Genomic DNA, 20,591 nt, shown 5'->3' with positions numbered 1-20,591 from the left:
GAAAAACATGATATTTAAAAAATCTTTATTAGCCGCAGCTATGTCAGCACTTGTATTAACAGCTTGTGGTGGGAGTTCATCTGATGATGACGTAGCTGTTGTAGAGCCTACAGGATTTAGTTTTGCTGCAACCGAGATGATTACCAACTTAACTAATGATGTTATTGTTGCAGGTTATCAAAACCTTAATGATGAAGCTGCTGACTTCTTATTAGCAACGCAAAACTTAGTAAATACACCATCGGCAGAAAACTTAGCTGCAGCTCAGCAAGCATGGAAAGATGTTCGAGTACCGTGGGAACAAGGCGAATCACATATTTTTGGGCCAGTCGATGCGCTTTCTATCGATCCACATTTAGATACGTGGCCTTTAAATACTAGTGATTTACAAGCTTTATTAGATTCTCAAACTAGTTTTAGTGCTGACGAATTAAAGACTTTTAATGATGATGTACAAGGTTTTCATACCATGGAGTTTTTATTATTTGGTGATGGTGTTACTGATAATGAAAAAAGCATTGAAGAAATGACCACACTTGAAAGTGAGTATCTGTCAGCAGCAGCAGAAGTATTTAAAGGCTATACACAAACATTATTTGATGCTTGGACAGTAGCTAATGATCCTAATGATGAAAACTCACCCGCTTATAAAGCGTTATTATTGAGTGCAAATAATGAGGTGTATGCGTCGCAACTGGGTGTAGTGGAAGAATTAATTAATGGTATGATCGGTATTGTTGATGAGGTAGGTAACGGTAAAATTGCAGAACCCTTTGGTAGCAGTATAGAGAATATTGATACCTCAAAGGTAGAATCACAATATAGCTGGAATTCTCTAGCTGACTTTACTGACAATATCCGCGGTGTGCAAAATATTTACCGTGGTGAATTTTTAGCTGAAGCTGATAAAGCAGGTATTATTGATTTTGTAAACGCAGCTGATTCAACAGTTGCTACTAGAATAGATACAGAAATTGTTGATGCTATTGCAGCAATAGAAGCTATTGCCGGTGATTCTGATATGCCTTTTAGACAAGCCATTAATGATGTTGATGGACGTGTACGTATTCAAGTGGCAATTGATGCTTTATCAATCCTGCAAACGTCTCTTGAAAATGATGTATTAACTAAATTACAAGCATGGCAGCAGTAAGATAGTAAACATTACCCTTTTATGTAAAAAAATACTGGACAAGGAGGTTTAGTCTTTTTATCACGACACTTCAAAATAGTACCCTGGAACTATGTTCGATGAAAAATTTAAGAAGAGCAAAATTAACGAATTTATCTATTATACTGATTTGTTCAACTGTTCTTTCTGGCTGCAATTCAAGTAGTTCAGATGAGAGTAAGAACGATTCAGAACAAGAAATAACTCAGGTTGCCTACACCCATGTGAGTAATTTAGGCGGCGACGCAACAGCAATCGATGCGAGTGATTCAGGTCATGGTTTTTCAACACCAATGCCTAATTTAACCGCGGCTGAGTTAGAACAACACTTAACCGGTGATACGCACTTTGAGACTGCCTACACTACAGCGCCTAATACAGAGCATCCAGAGTTGGATGGTTTAGGGCCAGTATTTAACAATCAAGATTGTAACTCCTGCCATCAACGCGACGGTCGCTCATCAACTATTACTATTGCTGAAGATCAAACTCGTGTTTTATTAGGATCAGACGCAGGAATTTTTTTACGAATAAGCATCGATGATGGCCAATGTGCAGAACCGACACTAGACAATAACTATTGTCAAAATGTAGGTGTTGATGGTTTTGGTACGCAACTTTTTCATCGAGGTGTTTTAAAAGCGCGAGCTGACTGGCAAGAAAACCCATTTATTGGTCAAGCCAATGTGTATATCTCCTATGAATATTCAACCGCCACCTATGCTGATGGCAGCACTACGGAGCTTAAAAAACCAATATTTACTATTGAAAAGCCATACGATACTGACGATGAAAATCCCGGCAATAGTGCGCTTCTACAAGCTAATGTAAGATATAGCCCGAGAAACGGAATGCCTGTATTTGGATTAGGGTTATTGGAAGTGATTAACGAAGCCGACATTTTAGCTTTATCAGATGAAGATGACAGAAATAACGATGGTATTTCTGGTCGTCCTAATTGGGTTTATGATGCTGTAAAAGCTAAAAATAACGATCCTAATCCTGTCTCATTAGGGCGTTTTGGCTGGAAAGCAAGTACACCTAGCGTAAGAGTTCAGTCGCTTGGTGCTTTACGTGGTGACATGGGCGTAACTAACCCATTATTTCCAGAAGAAAGTATTGCTAACACATCATTACATGAAAGCTACCTTGCACGTACAGGCTTTATTGACACAGGTGTTGATGAGCAAGGTGGTACTGAAGCAACCCAATCGTTTTCTGATGATGTTGTGTTTTATGCTGAAACTTTAGCTGTGCCGGCAAGACGCAATATTGATGACGAGTCTGTTATTGCAGGAGCGCAACTATTTACCCAAATTAATTGTACAGGGTGTCATCAACCTGATTTTATTACGGGAACGGGTAATCAATACGTCGGCGGTTTGGTGGCGCCAGAAGCCTTAAAAGGCCAACATATTTACCCATTCACTGATATGTTATTACATGATTTAGGTGACGGCCTTGCTGATAATCGCCGTGACTTTACTGCCAATGGTCGAGAATGGAAAACAAGACCTTTGTGGGGAATAGGCTTAACTAAAACAGTAAACCCTGCGGCAGGTTTTTTACATGACGGTAGAGCGGCAAGTGTTGAAGAAGCTATTTTATGGCATGGAGGTGAAGCGGAACAAAGTAAAAATGACTTTATGGCTTTAGAAAAATCTGAACGCCAATCATTAATTAATTTTGTTATGTCTTTATAATCATGTAATGTCTTTTTAATAAAACTGCTTCTCTTGTAGATGCAGCATTCAGCCACCTGAAACTTGCATCTTCAAGTGGCTTAAATAATTTTATAGCTAAGTGTATGACTTTTCACTAATCGCCAAGCCATTAGCATCACCATAAATATAGTGACCAGCGGTAAACTCAAGCCCAGCAAACGAGACTTGGGTATTGATTTCACCCACGCCGAGTTTTTCTGTTTTAATAGGGTTACAACCCAATGCTTTAACGCCAAGCGGTAGCGTTGCAATAGTGCCAGCGTCACGGATACAGCCATTAATTACAATTCCTTGCCAACCATTTGCAACGGCTTGTTCAGCGAGCATATCGCCTAACAATGCGCGTGTTAAACTTCCCTTTCCGTCAACCACCATCACTTTACCTGTGCCGTCAGTTGCCACTAACTCTTTCACTTTTGAATTATCGTTAAAGCACGAAACTGTCACAATTTCCCCACTAAAAATAATGTTAGCGCCATAATCATTGAATACGGGTTGGGCTAATTGCAAAAGAGGTGAGTGTTGATCAAATAAATCGGGTAGCAAATCAAGCATAGAAAATTTCTTATAACAAATGAATTTGTTCCTACTCTAGCACTAATCAATGATAAACTACCATTGCGAACAATTATTGTGACCATAAACCAACCTAAATGATCGGAACAACAACATGCCTTGGATACAACTTAGATTAAGTGCTAACGAAGAAACTGCAGAAAAATATAGCAACTGGTTAGTTGCCTGTGGCTCGCAAGCAGTCACTTTTATCGATGCACAAGATACCCCTATTTATGAGCCGCTTCCGGGTGATGACGTTATTTATTGGTCAAATACGGTAGTGATGGGGTTATTTGAGGCTAGCCATGATATGGATAAAGTCATTAACTATTTGCAGGGTATTCACCCCGATAAAACCCAAATGCAATACAAACTTGAGCCGCTAGAAGATAAAGACTGGGAGCGTGAGTGGATGGATAATTTCCACCCAATGAAGTTTGGTCAGCGTTTATGGATTTGTCCTAGTTGGCGTGATGTGCCAGATGCTAGTGCTGTCAACGTTATGCTCGATCCGGGGTTAGCATTTGGTACAGGCACCCACCCAACCACTGCCTTGTGTTTAACTTGGCTTGATGGTTTAGATTTACAAGATAAAACCGTAGTAGATTTTGGTTGTGGCTCAGGTATTTTATCCCTAGCCGCATTAAAATTGGGCGCTAAAAAAGTGATTGGTATTGATATTGACCCACAAGCGTTACAAGCGAGCCTTGCTAATGCTAAACGCAATAACGTTGATGACCGACTTGAATTGTATTTACCTAAAGATCAGCCAAAGTACCAAGCCGATGTGGTTGTGGCTAATATTTTAGCAGGTCCATTACGCGAGTTAGCCCCCACCATTATAGAATATGTGGGTGATAAAGGCTTGTTAGCATTGTCAGGTGTTTTAGAAGAACAAGCACAAACCTTACAAGACATTTATGGACAATGGTGCGATATGGACCCTGTGACCCTAAAAGAAGAGTGGGTTCGTTTAAATGGTCAGCGTAAATAACCGTCGTATTCTTTGATTGTTATGTGGCTTTGGGCGAGTCCTCTAACATTATAACGGTTGCGCTCATTTGTTCATTCTCATAAATGCTTATTTGATTGCGGCCTAAGTCTTTGGCTTGATAAGCGGCTTCATCAGCATCGGCTAATAGTTTTTCTAAGTTATAACCGCTAGTATCACTATCAGTAATACCAAAACTAGCGGTAATGTTAAATTCAAAACCTGACTCGCTGGTATCAATATTGGCAATAGCAAGTCGGCAGATTTCTGCGTGTTTTAATGCTGCCCGCTTATCGCACCCTGTGAGTATAATGCAAAATTCTTCACCACCTAAACGGGCGAACACATCATTTTGACGGCTGTTCTCTTGGCAAACCATTACCGCTTTTTTTAATGCCCAATCTCCACAAGCATGGCCATAATTATCATTGACCTTTTTAAAATGGTCTAAATCAAACATGATTACGCTTAAGGCTTGTTCGGTACTTTGACAATACTCTATGGTGTTGTTGGCAACATGGGTGAAATGTCCACGGTTAAATATATCGGTGAGGGCGTCATACTCAGCCATTTTCTTTATCAGCTTATGGGCATTTAATAAACGATATCCCCAAAAAGTTAACACCGCTAACGTCAGAGCTAATACCATGATAATCAATCGGGTTTTTTCAGTGTTAGCTCGGGATAGGGCTTGTTCACTTTTTAATAGTGCATTTTGTTGGCTAAGTAAGTCAATTTTGCTTTGTTGTGCAATAGATTTGTGCTCCGCAAGCTGAAAAGCAAGATGCTTAGCTTGTGTTTCACTGTCATAAAGTTTATCGGCAATGGCGAATTTTTGATGATACAACAAGGCTAATTCGTAATTTTTTTGTGTTCGATACACTTCAAACAATAATTTATACGCTGAAACTTTGGCGAGAGTAGTATTTTCTTTTTTCTCATATTCAAGCACTTTTAAGGCAAATTGTTTGGTTAAGTTCGCGTTGTTATTTAACCAGTGGGCTTGTGCAAGTAATGCATAATACTCTGCAATAATACGAGAATAATTAGTATTTAAGGTGTCTTCTAAGGTTGCATTTAATAATGACAATGCTTTATCTTGTTGTTGATTTTCAAGGTAAAGTTTGGCTACATAAGAATGAATAAAGTTAATAATAAGCGGTTCATCATTGATTCGACATATACTGATGGCGTGCTCAATTATTGGGCTTGTAGAAGTTAGTTGCTTTAGCTTGAAAGACGATTCGATAATTTGTGCTTTAGCAATACACTGATCTCTGCCGTGCTTGCTAATTGATTCAGCTTTTTTAGCGTAAGACAGGCCCAAATGGTATTGCCCGATTTGATTATAGAAAATAGCAGAAATTAGTATACCTTGAGCGTAACTTTTTTTTTCATCTATCAATGGTAATTCAGCTAACATGCTTGATAAAGAGGATAAGCCTTCAGTCCAATTTTGGCTAACGCCATAAGCGTTAACTAAAGCTATTTGGGCTCTAAATTTTAATAAAGCGCTGGTATCAGAGTTGATTAATGCTTTGGCAGCAGTCGCAGCTGCGGCTAAGTCGCCTTGATACATTAAGAGGTAAATATTTAGATAATCAAGAGAGAATTGTTGCGAATCAGTAATGCCATTCGTCTGCTGATTAAGCTGTTTGATTAATTTGACAAATTTTTTGGGTTGGCTACTTCTTATAGCATCAGCTTGTGCGAGTTTTTCATCAAAGGTCGTTTGTGAATTTAAGTGACTGTGCCCATCAGCTTGTACCAATAAGCTAATAAACACAGTGATCAAAATAAGAGCGTTAACACTAGAGATAACAAACCTTAAGTTAATAAACCCGTTATGGGTTTTGCCAGCTCTCATCAATATACGTCTTGATTATAAACCAACAACACGTTGGTTTGTTTCTTCGGTTGAATCATCCTCATCTTCGTTTTCATCATCATCCTCATCAGGAGTAAGGATTATACAAACCACATCGGGACACACATCTAACTGACGTTCAAGCGTGATGATATCTTTGTTAACAATAGCGGTTGCTAGTTGCTCATCAAGCCCTGTTGTTGTTAACCATTGCTCAATGGCGGAATCGTTTTGTAAACTGGCATCTTGGCCCATTTGTGCTAATGCTTGAATAATACTTGTCATGCTTATTGCTCCGTTTTCGTTGCGTTAACCTAGATGCGTAAAAGTGTCGTGTTTTTATTCTCTAATAATTTATAACACTAGCGTTAGCTTAGGTCTAGGTTTAGTTTGTTGTTCTTGCTTATCTAATGCCGCTAATTTGTTGAGAATTGCTTGGTTGGGGCGCATTTTTTCACTGGGCGGAATAACCAACGTAGTGTGCATAAATAGCTCAGCTTTGACTAAGTCGGTTAACCTTATCTTTTCTGCTCTCATGGTATCTATGGGTAACACCTTGGCTTGATATAATATAACGTGATGATCGCCGGGGTAGCTTGTTAATAATAAATCCACCAATACTTGGCGGTATGCTTTACCGGTAGCAAATTTGGTCAGCGATTTATCGCCAGCTAAGCCAACTTGCCACAGTATAAGATGAGCAGCGGGATCAATAGTGCGATGATAAAACATAAACTGACTGGTTTCGTAGTGTATACAGCCAGTTTTGCCGGGATCTATAGTTAAGTCGGCATACAAACAATCTTCAGCGGATATACCCGCTTCCATATGGGCGGGGTAATGTTCGAGTTTGGCTTGTGCAATGGCTTTATGGCTAACGCAAGCAAATACCCCCGGATGCCCATAAAATACCGTCACCACAGACTTGCCTAAGCGTACTTCGGTTAATATTGCTTCAACCATTTCATTGTAAGTAATATGGCGGTTTTTACCTTCTTGATAAAAAGCTTGTAAACTACGCACATCTGCATGCATCTCTTCTACCCAGCGCTCGGTAATACCCGTGGACATTAGCGAGAATACAACATCGGCTTGTTCAATATAGCTTTTAGTAATGGGGCTAATGTGTGCGCCAAGGGTCATGCCGGTGCCAACACAAATTAAACTTGCTTTCATTCAGGCTATCCTTTGAAATATCTAAAGTATTAAACTACATACAACTGACTTTTAATGTCAGGGTGAAATACTGCCACCTGATTTCGGCCGTTATTCTTAGCGGTGTAGGTTGCACTATCTGCATCAGCTAATAATTTTTCTAATTCAAAGCCGCTATTTTTAACTGAGGATACACCAAAGCTTGCGGTTATTGTAAAATCAAACCCAGACTCTGTAGTGTCAATCTCAGCAATAGCTTGTCTACAAGCTTCTGCTCTTTGTTGTGCGGTTAAACTATTGCAACTAGTTAACAAGATACAAAATTCTTCACCACCTAAACGAGCGAATATATCGTTTCGACGGCCAAATTTTTTACAAACCCGTACGGTTCTTTTTAATGCCCAGTCACCACAAGCATGGCCATAATTATCATTAATTTTTTTAAAATGGTCTAAATCAAACATAATGACACTTAATTCTTGCTCGGCACTGTGGCAATACCGAATGGCATTGTTGGCTACTTGGGTAAAGTGGCGGCGGTTGAATATTCCTGTCAGATCATCGTATTCAGCGAGCTGTTTGATTCGCTTATTTGCTTTCAATAATCGATACCCCCAAAATGCCAGTACCGACAAGGTCAGCATTAATACCAGTATAATAAGCAGGTTGTTATTAGCATAAGCATTAACTAGTGCTTGCTCTGTGGTTAGCAGTTGGTTTTTTTCTTTCAGTAAATTTATCTTGTTTGTTTGGGCAATACTTTTATTTTCAGCAAGTTGTACTGCTAAATGCTTTACTTGCGCATCATTATAGTAATGCTTATCGGCGATAGCGTGTTTTTTATAATAGAGTAAGGCTAATTCGTAGTTTTTTTGTGATTGTGCAACTTGGTACAGTAATTCATAAGCCTTTATTTTAGCTAATGTGGTACTTGTATCTTTCTGAAACTCAAGGGCTTTTAAGGCAAATTTTTGCGTTAAGGGAATCTCATTTTTTAACCAATATGCTTGTGCTAATAATGCATAATATTGAGCGACAATTCGGCCATGATTGGTACTTATTGTTGCGGGTAAAGACGCGGTTAACAAGGTGATTGCTTTACTTGGGTTGTTGTTTGCTATGGCAATACTGGCAATATATGAATGAATAAAGCTAATGGGGAGTGCTTTATTGCTTAGTTGGCAAGTATTAATAGCGCTTTGGATGCTGGGGTCATTGGCTAAAAGCTGTCCTAGTTTAAAGCTTGACTCTAACATTAGCATTTTAGCAACACACTGCATGTCTGCATTGGTATTGAGTGATGCAAGGCGTTTTGCTGTATCTAAACCCAACTGAAATTGACCAAGTTGATTGTAAAATGTCGCGCTTGTTACCAAACCTTGTTGATAGACTGCCTCGTTATCTATTGAAGGTAAATCAGTTAAAACACTTGAAAGGTAGGACAAGCCTTCTGGCCAATTGTGAGTTTCGGTAAAAATATTTATCAGGCTCAGTTTGGCTCTAAACTTCAATAAAGTATTGGCGTTTGAATTAATAATGCTTTTAATTGAAACGATTGCCGCTTGATATTCTGAGTGAAAAATTAATTGTTGCGCAACAAGAAAATCAAGTAGATGTTGCTGCTGCGTACTCAGCTGCTTGTCGTTACGCTTTATTTCTTGTAGCAAACTAGCAAAAAGCTCTGGATCATTAGTTGCGACTTGATCTGCTTGCGATAACTTATCATCAATTGATGTTTGACCGTAAGCCATCGCAATAGAGGCTATCGTTAGGTGTAAAATAACACATAATCTCAACAAAATGTTTTTAGGTGTTTGTTTATTCATGCTGTAAATGTTTTATTGTTATAATGAATTAATGGCTGGTTTTTAAATCATTGATCAGCGTTTTTAGCCACTTTTCTTCATTAATAAAGCGCCACGACCACTGTTGATAGTCTTTGCCAATACCTAGAGCTAATATTTGTTGTTCAGTTTTACCTTGCGCTAAAAAGCCTTCAACTCGCTTGATGCTGTAATCGATCATGTTCGCAAAAGCGATATAGCGCGTTTTATTTGTCAGCTCACCGTGTCCAGGAATAATGATAACATCGTCAGGCATCGATGCGATAATACTATTAACAGCAGCTAAATAACCTTTAACACTACCGCCATGATTTAAATCGATATATGGAAAGCCCAGTTCAAAAAATAGATCGCCAGTATGAAGGACGTTGGCTTGGGTGAAATAAACTATGGTATCACCGTCTGTGTGGGCAGCAGGGAAATGACTTAATTGAATTTCTTCCGCTGCTAAGTAAATGCGAATACCGTGTTCATAAGTTACCACAGGCAAGGCTGCTTGCTTAGTTTCAGCTTGGTTTTTCAGTCTTGCTCTGACATTTTGATGCGCAAAAATAGGGGCTTTATCTGAGAAATAAGTATTGCTGCCGGTATGATCACCGTGAAAATGAGTATTGACAATATACTTGAGTTGGTTGCTACTAATACCATCCATAGCATGTTCAATTTTTTTTGCCAAAGGAGCAAATTGGTCATCGACCAGTAACAACCCCGAAGCAGTAGCTAATACGCCAATATTGCCCCCAGCACCTTGTAACATGTATACCTCGCCACCGGCTTTGGTCACCTTCATTTCTATGTCATCAAAATTACTGGCATGGGCTAAAGTGCAAATAAATAAAAAGCACAGAGTTAGGTTTAATATTTTCATAGCATTTATCTCTTTTGTTGATAAAACCACCTTAACCTATATCAGCGTTTTTCAAAAGTGTTATGGGCTTGAGGTGATTTTTATCACGAATAAGCCCAAGTGATTGTACAAAAACTGTTCACATCAATGGTTTGGCAAAAGTCAATATTAAAAATACAAATAAAATCAAATTTTGTTTAAATTATATGCTTTTCAAGGGGCAAAAAAACACGTAAACTTAGCGCCCTTTTGCAGGGTAGGTCAAAAAGTAATCAGTAGGGTGAAGGTTTGAAAATCGGTTCATATCAGTTTGACAGCAACGTTTTTCTTGCGCCTATGGCAGGTATCACTGATCAACCTTTTCGTGAATTGTGTTGTCGGTTAGGTGCCGGTTTGGCTGTATCAGAAATGATATCGTCTAACCCTAAAGTTTGGCATACCGAAAAGTCAAAGCTGAGAATGATTCATAGTGAAAGTGCGGGTATTCGCAGCGTACAAATTGCTGGCAGTTGTGCCGATGAATTGGCGTTTGCTGCCCAAATTAACGCTGAAAATGGCGCGCAGATTATTGATATAAATATGGGCTGCCCAGCAAAAAAAGTAAATAAAAAATTAGCGGGCTCTGCTTTGTTAAGAGAGCCAGCACAGGTTGAGCAAATTGTGAAAGCTGTGGTGAATTCGGTAAATATTCCGGTAACGTTAAAAATTCGCACAGGATGGTGTGAAAATAGCCGTAACGGTGTTGAAATAGCCAAAATTGCACAAGATAACGGTATTGCTTCGCTTGCAGTACATGGTCGAACTCGAAATGACTTTTATAAAGGCAATGCTGAGTACGACACTATCAAGGCGATTAAGCAGGCAGTTTCAATTCCAGTTGTTGCAAATGGCGATATAACCTCAGTAGCAAAAGCTGAGCAAGTATTAAGCTATACCGGAGCCGATGCAATTATGATTGGCCGAGGTGCTCAAGGGCGACCTTGGATTTTTCGAGAAATTAACCATTTTTTGAAAACAGGCACCGTAATGCCGATTCCCTCAGTGAGTGAGGTACGTTCAATTTTACTTGGACACGTAAAGGAATTGCATCAGTTTTATGGTGATTTTATGGGCGTGAGAATCGCTCGTAAACATGTTTCTTGGTATATACATTCTCTTGCGTCACTTGGCGAATGTTATACACAGTGTTTCGCTGGGGAACATGGTAAAGAATTTAGAGCTACATTTAATGGTTTGTCGTCGACTAGTGAACAACTTGAGATGCTAAACCTTTGTTTTGATCAACTTGTTCATTAGCGAACAATTGGTTGTTTAATTTATACTTATTATTAATAGAAAGAGTTGTACATTATGTTCGAACAAAATATTTCTTCTCCATTCATCACTGGTGATATTCAAACGCAAACGAAAACGTCTCCGTTGCGTACACAAGCTAAAATAGCTATCAATAACTACTTAAAACAGTTAAATGGCAATGACGTTGATGACATGTACGACCTTGTGTTAAGTGAAATAGAAGCGCCAATGTTAGAAGAAGTGATGATGTATACGCGCGGAAATCAAACAAGAGCAGCAAACTTACTAGGTATTAACCGCGGTACCTTACGTAAGAAGTTAAAAAAATACGGTATGAACTAAAAATTCAAATAATGTAAAGCACCCACGGGTGCTTTTCTGTTTTTATATAAGTAATAAAACTTACTTATATCGATTTAAATTTTATGAAAGGTACTTAAAATAATGGATACTCCACGTCCTATTAAACGCGCACTATTAAGTGTTTCTGATAAATCGGGTATTGTTGAATTCGCTCGCAGCTTAAGCGAAAAAGGGGTTGAACTGCTTTCAACCGGTGGTACAGCGAAACTTTTAGCCGCTGATGGCATTCCAGTGACCGAAGTGTCTGATTATACTGGGCACCCTGAAATTATGGATGGTCGTGTTAAAACTTTACATCCAAAAGTCCATGGCGGTATTTTAGCCCGTCGTGGTTTAGATGAAGGTGTGATGCAAGAAAACAATATCAGTGCTATTGATATGGTCGTGGTTAACCTTTATCCGTTTGCTAACACAGTGAGTTATGAAAACTGTACCTTAGAAAATGCCGTTGAAAATATTGATATTGGTGGTCCAACTATGGTGCGCGCCGCTGCAAAAAATCACAAAGACGTGGCGATTGTTGTTAATACTAGCGATTATGATCGCGTGCTTGCTGAAATGAATGCTAACGAAGGCTCTTTAACTTTTAAAACTCGTTTTGATTTAGCAATTGCCGCTTATGAGCATACCGCAAGCTACGATGGTATGATTGCTAATTATTTTGGTAAAATGTTACCTGCCTACGGCGACGAAGAGTCAACACCGTCATTTGATGATAAAGCTAAATTCCCACGTACTTTTAATAGCCAGTTTATTAAAACCCAAGATTTACGTTACGGTGAAAACTCACATCAAGATGCGGCTTTTTACAAAGAAGCTAATCCTGAAGAAGCTTCAATTTCTACCTCAACGCAACTACAAGGCAAGGCATTATCATACAATAATATTGCAGATACTGATGCCGCATTAGAATGTGTTAAAGAGTTTGATGAGCCAGCCTGTGTGATTGTTAAACACGCTAACCCTTGTGGCGTGTCAATTGGTGATTCAATTCTAGCGGCATATGAAGGCGCCTATAAAACTGACCCAACGTCAGCGTTTGGCGGTATCATTGCCTTTAACCGTGAGTTAGATGCTGACACCGCGACCGCAATTATTTCACGTCAATTTGTTGAAGTTATCATTGCACCTAGCATATCTGATGCGGCAGCTAAAGTGATTGCAACTAAACCTAATCTACGTTTATTAGCATGTGGTCAATGGCAGTCTAAAACCACAGGGTTTGACTATAAACGCGTTAATGGTGGTTTATTAGTACAAGACAGAGATCAAGGAAGTGTAAGTAGTGATGAGTTAAAAGTTGTTACTAAACGCCAGCCAAGCGAAGATGAAATGCGCGATCTACAGTTTTGTTGGAAAGTGGCAAAATATGTTAAATCTAATGCCATTGTTTATGTTAAAAATAGCATGACCATTGGTGTCGGCGCAGGACAAATGAGCCGAGTCTATTCTGCAAAAGTTGCGGGTATAAAAGCCGCAGATGAAAACTTAGAAGTTAAGGGCTCAGTAATGGCCTCTGATGCCTTCTTCCCTTTCCGTGATGGTTTAGACGCTGCAGCCGAAGCGGGTATTACTGCGGTAATTCAACCAGGTGGCTCAATGCGTGATGATGAAGTGATTGCCGCAGCAGACGAGCACAACATTGCTATGGTGTTTACAGGAATGCGTCACTTCCGCCATTAATTTCGATTCTTGTCGTTGATAAGCTAAATTTATGCGTTAAAAGTGCTCACGTATAGTCATACGCTCCGTGCTTTTTCCTTTAAATTGTAACTAATCAACTTAAAGAATCTTTATTAATTATTGTCGTTGATAAGCTAAATTTATGCGTTAAAAGTGTAACTAATCAACTTAAAGAGTCTTTATTAATTATGAAGAAACTTTGTGGTTAGCGAATATTAAGCAGTGTTGATTTATTTACTTACAATCATTTTAAGTATGGAAATAAAATCATCGCTGCTTGTTTATTTAAAATCTGCTATAACTAATGCACTTTCGATAACAGCAAACAATAAACGGAAATATTATGACTAAGTTAAAAAGTTTACGAACATTTGTTACATCAACGTTAATTGCTTCAACACTCAGTGTTGGTGCCCTATCTAGCATGAGTATTCATGCACATAGTGAACATGTACATGCCAGTAAAGCGCTTGAGCAAGCGGTAGCTGGCGAACATCGCGCTGCAAAAAACAAAGCTAGAGATCAATATCGTCACCCGGTTGAAACGTTAAACTTTTTTGGTTTTAAGCCGACCATGACTGTGGTTGAAATCACCCCAGGTGGTGGCTGGTATACAGAAATTCTTGCTCCTGCATTAAAAGGCCAAGGTAAACTTTACGGTGCGCATTACCCGGATACAGGCGAAGATAACTACTATTCTAATTCACGTAAAAAACTACAAAAAAAATTGGCTTCAAATGCCGTATTTAGTGAGATGGTTTTAACGGATTTTGTACCAAGAAAACCCAGTGAATTAGCACCGCAAGGTAGTGCGGATTTAGTGTTAACTTTTAGAAACTTACACAACTGGAAAGATGAAGGTGTGGTGCAAGTGTTTAAAGATGCTTATAAAGCACTTAAACCTGGCGGTGTGCTTGGTGTAGTTGAACACCGTCTTCCAGCAGGTGTTGCTCCTGAAAAAGCGAAAGGTTATGTTTCAGAAGCTCATACTATTAAGCAAGCTAAAGATGCAGGTTTTCGTTTTGCAGGCTCAAGTGAAATTAATGCCAACCCCAAAGATATGGCACAGCATCCCAAGGGTGTGTGGACATTGCCGCCATCGCTAGCATTGGGTGATAAAGATAAAGCAAAATATCTGGCTATTGGTGAAAGTGACCGCATGACCTTAAAGTTTATTAAACCAGAAAACAGCAGTTTTAGTGATTTTAAAGCACAAAAGTAACACTCACTTAAACCCAGCGTAGCAGGGCTGAAGTTACTCTAAGCTGGGTTTGTAAAAATGAATTTAATTAGGAAGTATAAATGAAAGTTTTAGTTATAGGATCAGGTGGCCGTGAACATGCGTTGGCGTGGAAAGCAGCACAATCTAGTCAAGTTACTAAAGTGTTTGTTGCTCCCGGTAATGCCGGTACAGCAACGGAAGATAAACTTGAAAATGTCGCCATTGATATCAGTAATAACGAAGCCCTTGTCACTTTTGCACAAAGCGAAGACATTGCTATTACTATTGTCGGTCCAGAGCAGCCATTAGTGGATGGTGTGGTTGATGCTTTTCAAGCGCGTGGTTTAGCTATTTTTGGTCCAAGCGCTAAAGCGGCACAACTTGAAGGCTCTAAATCTTTTACTAAAGACTTCTTAGCTCGTAATAACATTCCATCGGGCAGTTATGCCAACTTTACCGAGGTTGAACCAGCACTTGCATATGTACGTGAGCAAGGGGCGCCAATTGTTGTTAAAGCCGATGGTTTAGCCGCAGGTAAAGGGGTTATTGTTGCCCTAACCTTAGCTGAAGCTGAAGCGGCCATTAAAGATATGTTGGCGGGTAATGCTTTTGGCGATGCCGGACACCGAGTGGTTATTGAAGAATTTTTAGCAGGTGAAGAAGCTAGTTTTATTGTTATGGTTGACGGTACCAACGTTTTACCAATGGCAACAAGCCAAGATCATAAACGTGCGCTCAATGGCGATTTAGGGCCAAATACTGGCGGTATGGGTGCATATTCTCCTGCACCTGTAGTCACGGCTGAAATTCATGACCGTATTATGGCTGAAGTTATTATGCCGACGGTTGAAGGTATGGCTGCTGAAGGCGCGCCTTATACTGGCTTTTTATATGCAGGGTTAATGATTGCTGCTGATGGTACGCCTAATGTAATCGAATACAATTGTCGTTTTGGCGATCCTGAAACACAACCTATTATGATGCGTTTGCAATCAGATCTCGTTGAGCTTTGCTTAGCGGCAACGCGTGGTGAATTAGATAAAGCCAGTATCGCTTTTGATAGTCGTGCAGCCGTTGGTGTGGTGCTAGCAGCTCAAGGTTATCCAGCAAGCTACCCTAAGGGTGATGTGATCACAGGCCTTGACACTAACCAAAATGAAAGTGCTAAAACCTTTCATGCCGGTACTCAGTTAAATGATCAAGGCGATGTAGTCACTAACGGTGGCCGAGTGCTTTGTGCAACAGCGTTAGGTAATACGGTAACCCAGGCACAACAACTCGCTTATGAGTTATTACATCAAATTAGCTGGCAAGGTGTTGAGTTTAGAACCGATATTGCTTACCGTGCAATTGCGCGCGAGCAAAACACCTAACAAACACCTAAAATTTTACCTGTCATAAAGGCCGATAACCGCAGTTACCGGCCTTTTTCATTGCTGGAGTTGGTCAAATAAGCAGAAGCAGCTATTTGCTAAGCCAGAAAAAACTACAAAACTCAGAAAGCTTTCCTATAATTAATGTACTTCTTTTAAGGCACACTAAATATTGGGTTTCTGGTTATGCTTATCAAACATAAATTAATTATAAATACTGCTGTCTTTGCTGTGGCTATGGCATTGATGCTTGCCTTATTAAATTATGCAAGTAATGCACTGCAACATGATATTGAGGTTGCAACTAATATCGGCGCTATTGAAAGTGCAGTTTTGCAATTAAGGCGAAATGAAAAAGACTTTCTAGCTCGTAAAGATCTTAAATATTTGGATAAATTTAATAAAAATATGCAAGACCTGCAGCAGCAGATTAATTTTTTAGATCAAGATTTAAAAAACTCAGGCTTAACTTTAAGTGAGTTTACTCAATTACAATCGGTGTTAACCCGCTATGAAAAACACTTTAAACACTTGGTTGATATGCAGCAGAAAATTGGCTTACATGCAAAAGATGGCTTGTATGGGCAGTTAAGAAGTGCGGTACATGATGCAGAAAGCTTGATTGGTAATGATGATTATCAGTTGCGCAGCGAAATGCTGCAGTTAAGACGCAATGAGAAAGATTTCATGTTACGCCTTGATGATAAGTATGTAACACAATTGAAAAATAATACCGCAACCCTTACCAGTAACGTAAATGCCAGCGCATTTACAGCGGATAAAAAAGCACAAGTAGTTGATGCTTTAGGCGTCTATCAAGCAAGCTTTTTATCTTTAGTTACCGCTCAGCAGGCGTTAGGCTATCACGCTAAAATGGGCATACTTGCTGAAATGAGAGAGGCAGTACATCAAGTTGACAGCATACTAGAAAATTTGGTCAGTAAGACAGAGCAAGTGGTTGTTGACGACACCGATTTTGTAAATAACCTAGCCTATAGCTTGTTTTTTACCGTCCTTGTTATCGGTATGCTGTTGGCCTTTATCATCAGCAAAAATATTCTATCGCGTATTACCAGTTTGCAGCAAACTATGGAGCATATTGCTAACACTAATGATTTAACGACCAATATAGATGTAAAATCAAAAGATGAATTAGGCAGTATGGCAGCAATGTTTAGCCAAATGTTAGCCAGCTTCAGGAACTTAATTGTTGAAGTGAATACTGCTGTTGCCACATTAAATACAGCTACTGGCAGCCTAAGTGAGAATATTCATAATGCCAATGCTGGTGTTGAAACCCAAATTCAACAAACAGACTTAGTGGCTACTGCGGTGACTGAAATGGTTGCAACGGTTGATAAAATAGCTGACAACACCAGAGAAACAGCGCAGAAGGCGGAAACCACTAATAACAATGCTGGCAAAGGCAAGCAGGGGGTTGATCGCACAATTGGTCAAATAACTGATTTATCAGAGAAATTACTCGATTCAGAAAGTGTCGTTAAAGAGTTAGAAAAAGAAAGTATCACCATTGCATCTGTGCTTGATGTTATTCGTGGCATTGCCGAACAAACTAATTTATTAGCCTTAAATGCAGCGATAGAAGCCGCTAGGGCTGGGGAGCAAGGTCGTGGTTTTGCTGTTGTTGCTGATGAAGTCAGAACATTAGCAAGTAGAACCCAAGATTCAACTCAAGAAATTGAGAGTATTATTGGGCAGCTGCAAAAACGCACCCAAGAAATTGTTAAATTAATGGCTATTTGCCGAGATCAAGGTGATGAAAGTGCTAAACAGGCGAATTCAGCTGGGATGATGTTAGAAGAAATCGCTCAAGATGTGTCATTAATTATGGATATGACTAGTTCAATCGCTACTGCAATTCAAGAGCAAAGTACCGTTGCAGAAGAGGTTAATGAGCATGTGGTGATGATTAGGGATGTCACTGAACACTCAGGGGAGTCGGCTAAGCAAAACGGCCATATGAGTGAAGAAATTTCACAGCAAGCGGAAATTCTTTACAATGAGGTCAGTCGCTTTAAAGTTTAATCAACAAGGAAGATGTATTTAATGACTAGCGATACCAGCCGTTATAATTGGGTGATATCTATCTTGGCTTCGCGTGAATGGCCAGAAGCCTTTAGCTCGGTTAAATAGTGTTGCCAGCGCGGCTCATATTCTTGGCTCAGTTGGCATAGGTATTCACTGGAGTAGATAGCGCTGTGTTGATCATCGAATAGTAATCTAAAGCCATGTTGAGCAACATGCTCTATTTTAAGCAAGGTTACTAATTTCTTATGAGTGACTAAGGGGTGAGATTTTGCATTAGGCTTTATTGACGGAGTAAAAACGCGTAAAAACTCAAAAGGCAAGCAGGCGAGTTGACCATCAGTAAAACTAATGGTCAAGGTCGCTTCTTGGGTGTTAATGATGAATTTATTTATCGTCATAATCGATCAAAGTAGGCCATAGCTTATAAAATAAAGCGGCTTAAATCTTCGTTTTTAACCACTTCGTTCAAGGTATTGTTAACATACTCTTTATCAATCACTATGGTTTCGCCTGAGCGTTCGTTAGCATGGAATGAAAGTTCTTCGGTTAACCGCTCCATCATAGTGTGTAAGCGACGAGCACCAATATTTTCAGTGGTTTCATTGACTTGCCAAGCAGCATTAGCAATGGCTTGTACGCCGTCATCACTAAAGTCAATGGCAACACCCTCAGTAGCTAATAATGCAATGTATTGCTCTGTTAATGAAGCAAAAGGTTCGGTTAATATTCTAACAAAATCTTCAGTGGTGAGCGCTTTTAACTCTACACGTATTGGTAAACGCCCCTGTAATTCAGGAATGAGATCAGAAGGTTTAGCCATTTGGAATGCACCAGAGGCAATAAATAAAATATGATCTGTTTTTATCATGCCATGTTTAGTGCTAACAGTTGAGCCTTCTACTAAGGGTAGCAAATCGCGCTGAACTCCTTCACGCGAAACATCGCCACCACTATTACTGTCGGCACGTTTACATATTTTGTCTATTTCATCTATAAAGACAATACCATTTTGCTCAACCGCATGAATCGCTTTTTGCTTAATGTCATCATGGTTAACTATTTTGGCCGCTTCTTCTTCTTGAAGTGCTTTAAATGCGTCTTTAATTTTTAATTTGCGCTTATTGGTTTTTTCGCTCGACATATTTTGGAACATGCTTTGCAATTGCGAAGTCATATCTTCCATGCCAGGGGGAGCCATAATTTCTACACCCACTTGTTGCGCTGCTAAGTCTAGTTCAATTTCTTTCTCGTCTAACTTACCTTCACGTAATTTTTTACGAAATATTTGGCGTGTAGAGTTACTGTCACTTTCTGTTGCTGACTTTTCAGCATTGCCGAAACCATCTCGAGCAGGAGGTAATAAAACATCTAAAATTCGCTCTTCAGCGGCTTCTTCTGCCAAATGTTTTACCCGATTCATTTCATCTTCTTTGACCATTTTGATCGCCATATCGGCTAGATCGCGAATAATCGTTTCTACTTCCTTACCCACATAGCCCACCTCGGTGAACTTTGTTGCTTCAACTTTAATAAAAGGCGCGCGTGCTAATTTAGCTAATCGACGGGCAATTTCTGTTTTACCAACGCCAGTAGGGCCAATCATTAAAATGTTTTTTGGGGTCACTTCATTGCGTAGCGCTTCATCAAGCTGCATGCGACGCCATCTATTTCTTAAGGCAATGGCAACGGCTCGTTTGGCATCGCTTTGACCAATAATATGGCTATCTAATTCATGGACAATTTCGCGGGGAGTCATATCTGACATGTGTTTATCCTCGTGTTGTCTTGATTGTTTAACAAGACCTGATCTTTTATATAAACGTTACAGTTGAATTTATAATTCAACCTTGTTCATTGAAAACTTAAAGCTCGTCTATTGTTTGTGTCTGGTTGGTAAATACACAGATGCTACCGGCAATAGTTAACGACTTTTCAACGATTTCTTTTGCGCTCAGCTCAGTGTTTTCTAGTAAGGCTGTCGCTGCAGATTGAGCAAAGTTGCCGCCACTGCCAATTGCTATTAAGTCATGCTCGGGTTGAACCACGTCGCCGTTACCTGTGATGATGAGTGAGGCGGTTTCATCGGCGACCGCCAGTAAGGCTTCGAGTTTTCTTAAAGCGCGATCGCTACGCCAATCTTTTGCTAATTCAACCGCTGCTTTAGTGAGGTGGCCTTGGTGCTGCTCTAATTTACTTTCAAAGCGCTCAAATAAAGTGAAAGCATCAGCCGTGCCGCCGGCAAAACCAGCTAAGACTTTATTGTTGTATAAACGGCGAACTTTTTTGGCATTACCTTTCATTACGGTATTGCCCAGAGATACTTGTCCATCCCCACCAATGGCAACTTTGCCATTGCGTCTAACTGAAACGATAGTAGTCACATTAACTCCAATCTTTAAAAATACATTTTGATGTAAATAAAGTTGGGATTATTACTGACTTTTCAAG

18 protein-coding genes are annotated in these 20,591 nt (G+C 39.6%); 9 read left to right on the top strand and 9 right to left on the bottom strand.

What is annotated here, in order from left to right; all coding sequences use genetic code 11:
• Positions 1-7: 7 nt before the first annotated feature.
• Together ABXG98_RS11215 and ABXG98_RS11210 are read left to right on the top strand one after the other, a co-directional pair.
• Positions 8-1,153, top strand: coding sequence for an imelysin family protein (locus ABXG98_RS11215; RefSeq protein ID WP_353538772.1), 1,146 nt, complete (start codon positions 8-10; stop codon positions 1,151-1,153).
• A 98-nt stretch (positions 1,154-1,251) separates the two neighbouring features.
• The gene (locus ABXG98_RS11210; RefSeq protein ID WP_353538771.1) at positions 1,252-2,874 is read left to right on the top strand and encodes a di-heme oxidoredictase family protein; all 1,623 of its coding nucleotides are present in this window, start codon (positions 1,252-1,254) and stop codon (positions 2,872-2,874) included.
• A gap of 96 nt (positions 2,875-2,970) precedes the next feature.
• Here the strand turns inward: ABXG98_RS11210 and ABXG98_RS11205 are convergent, their stop codons facing one another.
• Positions 2,971-3,450 (bottom strand): putative 4-hydroxy-4-methyl-2-oxoglutarate aldolase, encoded by a 480-nt coding sequence (locus ABXG98_RS11205; RefSeq protein WP_353538770.1) that lies wholly within the window; start codon positions 3,448-3,450, stop codon positions 2,971-2,973.
• 115 nt (positions 3,451-3,565) lie between these two features.
• On the opposite strand from ABXG98_RS11205, the gene prmA reads away from it, so the two are divergent.
• On the top strand, positions 3,566-4,447 hold the full coding sequence (gene prmA / locus ABXG98_RS11200) for a 50S ribosomal protein L11 methyltransferase (RefSeq protein ID WP_353538769.1): 882 nt from the start codon (positions 3,566-3,568) through the stop codon (positions 4,445-4,447).
• Between the two features lie 19 nt (positions 4,448-4,466).
• Here the strand turns inward: prmA and ABXG98_RS11195 are convergent, their stop codons facing one another.
• The 5 genes from ABXG98_RS11195 to ABXG98_RS11175 all read right to left on the bottom strand — a co-directional run bounded on the left by ABXG98_RS11195 (position 4,467) and on the right by ABXG98_RS11175 (position 10,178).
• Positions 4,467-6,311: a GGDEF domain-containing protein gene (locus ABXG98_RS11195; RefSeq protein ID WP_353538768.1), complete on the bottom strand. Its 1,845-nt coding sequence runs from the start codon at positions 6,309-6,311 to the stop codon at positions 4,467-4,469.
• Between the two features lie 15 nt (positions 6,312-6,326).
• Positions 6,327-6,596 (bottom strand): hypothetical protein, encoded by a 270-nt coding sequence (locus ABXG98_RS11190; protein ID WP_353538767.1) that lies wholly within the window; start codon positions 6,594-6,596, stop codon positions 6,327-6,329.
• Positions 6,597-6,665: 69 nt separating this feature from the next.
• Complete coding sequence (locus ABXG98_RS11185; RefSeq protein ID WP_353538766.1) at positions 6,666-7,487, bottom strand: SAM-dependent methyltransferase; 822 nt, start codon at positions 7,485-7,487, stop codon at positions 6,666-6,668.
• Between the two features lie 29 nt (positions 7,488-7,516).
• Positions 7,517-9,292, bottom strand: coding sequence for a GGDEF domain-containing protein (locus ABXG98_RS11180; RefSeq protein WP_353538765.1), 1,776 nt, complete (start codon positions 9,290-9,292; stop codon positions 7,517-7,519).
• A gap of 28 nt (positions 9,293-9,320) precedes the next feature.
• Positions 9,321-10,178, bottom strand: a complete 858-nt coding sequence (locus tag ABXG98_RS11175) for an MBL fold metallo-hydrolase (protein ID WP_353538764.1) — start codon at positions 10,176-10,178, stop codon at positions 9,321-9,323.
• A gap of 267 nt (positions 10,179-10,445) precedes the next feature.
• Between ABXG98_RS11175 and dusB the strand changes: the two genes are divergently transcribed.
• The 6 genes from dusB to ABXG98_RS11145 all read left to right on the top strand — a co-directional run bounded on the left by dusB (position 10,446) and on the right by ABXG98_RS11145 (position 18,140).
• Positions 10,446-11,453, top strand: coding sequence for a tRNA dihydrouridine synthase DusB (gene dusB / locus ABXG98_RS11170; protein ID WP_353538763.1), 1,008 nt, complete (start codon positions 10,446-10,448; stop codon positions 11,451-11,453).
• A gap of 54 nt (positions 11,454-11,507) precedes the next feature.
• Positions 11,508-11,795 (top strand): DNA-binding transcriptional regulator Fis, encoded by a 288-nt coding sequence (fis, locus tag ABXG98_RS11165; protein ID WP_114325692.1) that lies wholly within the window; start codon positions 11,508-11,510, stop codon positions 11,793-11,795.
• A 102-nt stretch (positions 11,796-11,897) separates the two neighbouring features.
• A complete protein-coding gene (gene purH, locus ABXG98_RS11160) occupies positions 11,898-13,499 on the top strand; it encodes a bifunctional phosphoribosylaminoimidazolecarboxamide formyltransferase/IMP cyclohydrolase (RefSeq protein ID WP_353538762.1) in 1,602 nt (533 codons plus the stop codon).
• A 343-nt stretch (positions 13,500-13,842) separates the two neighbouring features.
• On the top strand, positions 13,843-14,721 hold the full coding sequence (locus ABXG98_RS11155; RefSeq protein WP_353538761.1) for a class I SAM-dependent methyltransferase: 879 nt from the start codon (positions 13,843-13,845) through the stop codon (positions 14,719-14,721).
• 80 nt (positions 14,722-14,801) lie between these two features.
• Positions 14,802-16,094, top strand: coding sequence for a phosphoribosylamine--glycine ligase (gene purD, locus ABXG98_RS11150; protein WP_353538760.1), 1,293 nt, complete (start codon positions 14,802-14,804; stop codon positions 16,092-16,094).
• A 186-nt stretch (positions 16,095-16,280) separates the two neighbouring features.
• Entirely contained in the window at positions 16,281-18,140 is a 1,860-nt protein-coding gene (locus tag ABXG98_RS11145) for a methyl-accepting chemotaxis protein (protein WP_353538759.1), read from the top strand.
• 41 nt (positions 18,141-18,181) lie between these two features.
• Here ABXG98_RS11145 and ABXG98_RS11140 read toward each other — a convergent pair whose 3' ends face one another.
• The 3 genes from ABXG98_RS11140 to hslV all read right to left on the bottom strand — a co-directional run bounded on the left by ABXG98_RS11140 (position 18,182) and on the right by hslV (position 20,524).
• Positions 18,182-18,541: a gamma-butyrobetaine hydroxylase family protein gene (locus ABXG98_RS11140; RefSeq protein ID WP_353538758.1), complete on the bottom strand. Its 360-nt coding sequence runs from the start codon at positions 18,539-18,541 to the stop codon at positions 18,182-18,184.
• A gap of 23 nt (positions 18,542-18,564) precedes the next feature.
• Entirely contained in the window at positions 18,565-19,908 is a 1,344-nt protein-coding gene (gene hslU, locus ABXG98_RS11135; protein ID WP_353538757.1) for an ATP-dependent protease ATPase subunit HslU, read from the bottom strand.
• A 97-nt stretch (positions 19,909-20,005) separates the two neighbouring features.
• A complete protein-coding gene (hslV, locus tag ABXG98_RS11130) occupies positions 20,006-20,524 on the bottom strand; it encodes an ATP-dependent protease subunit HslV (RefSeq protein ID WP_353538756.1) in 519 nt (172 codons plus the stop codon).
• Positions 20,525-20,591: the final 67 nt, after the last annotated feature.

The organism is Colwellia sp. KU-HH00111 (assembly GCF_040362745.1).
Classification (GTDB): Bacteria; Pseudomonadota; Gammaproteobacteria; order Enterobacterales; family Alteromonadaceae; genus Colwellia.
The sequence above is the reverse complement of the archived record's forward strand: the minus strand, read 5'-3'. Positions and strand labels throughout refer to the sequence as shown.

What these genes read in the sequence shown, in the direction of transcription:
- ABXG98_RS11215 (WP_353538772.1), top strand. Translation starts at nt 8, where the DNA reads ATGATATTTAAAAAATCTTTATTAGCCGCAGCTATGTCAGCACTTGTA.
- ABXG98_RS11210 (WP_353538771.1), top strand. Translation starts at nt 1,252, where the DNA reads ATGAAAAATTTAAGAAGAGCAAAATTAACGAATTTATCTATTATACTG.
- ABXG98_RS11205 (WP_353538770.1), bottom strand. Translation starts at nt 3,450, where the DNA reads ATGCTTGATTTGCTACCCGATTTATTTGATCAACACTCACCTCTTTTG.
- prmA (WP_353538769.1), top strand. Translation starts at nt 3,566, where the DNA reads ATGCCTTGGATACAACTTAGATTAAGTGCTAACGAAGAAACTGCAGAA.
- ABXG98_RS11195 (WP_353538768.1), bottom strand. Translation starts at nt 6,311, where the DNA reads ATGAGAGCTGGCAAAACCCATAACGGGTTTATTAACTTAAGGTTTGTT.
- ABXG98_RS11190 (WP_353538767.1), bottom strand. Translation starts at nt 6,596, where the DNA reads ATGACAAGTATTATTCAAGCATTAGCACAAATGGGCCAAGATGCCAGT.
- ABXG98_RS11185 (WP_353538766.1), bottom strand. Translation starts at nt 7,487, where the DNA reads ATGAAAGCAAGTTTAATTTGTGTTGGCACCGGCATGACCCTTGGCGCA.
- ABXG98_RS11180 (WP_353538765.1), bottom strand. Translation starts at nt 9,292, where the DNA reads ATGAATAAACAAACACCTAAAAACATTTTGTTGAGATTATGTGTTATT.
- ABXG98_RS11175 (WP_353538764.1), bottom strand. Translation starts at nt 10,178, where the DNA reads ATGAAAATATTAAACCTAACTCTGTGCTTTTTATTTATTTGCACTTTA.
- fis (WP_114325692.1), top strand. Translation starts at nt 11,508, where the DNA reads ATGTTCGAACAAAATATTTCTTCTCCATTCATCACTGGTGATATTCAA.
- purH (WP_353538762.1), top strand. Translation starts at nt 11,898, where the DNA reads ATGGATACTCCACGTCCTATTAAACGCGCACTATTAAGTGTTTCTGAT.
- ABXG98_RS11155 (WP_353538761.1), top strand. Translation starts at nt 13,843, where the DNA reads ATGACTAAGTTAAAAAGTTTACGAACATTTGTTACATCAACGTTAATT.
- purD (WP_353538760.1), top strand. Translation starts at nt 14,802, where the DNA reads ATGAAAGTTTTAGTTATAGGATCAGGTGGCCGTGAACATGCGTTGGCG.
- ABXG98_RS11145 (WP_353538759.1), top strand. Translation starts at nt 16,281, where the DNA reads ATGCTTATCAAACATAAATTAATTATAAATACTGCTGTCTTTGCTGTG.
- ABXG98_RS11140 (WP_353538758.1), bottom strand. Translation starts at nt 18,541, where the DNA reads ATGACGATAAATAAATTCATCATTAACACCCAAGAAGCGACCTTGACC.
- hslU (WP_353538757.1), bottom strand. Translation starts at nt 19,908, where the DNA reads ATGTCAGATATGACTCCCCGCGAAATTGTCCATGAATTAGATAGCCAT.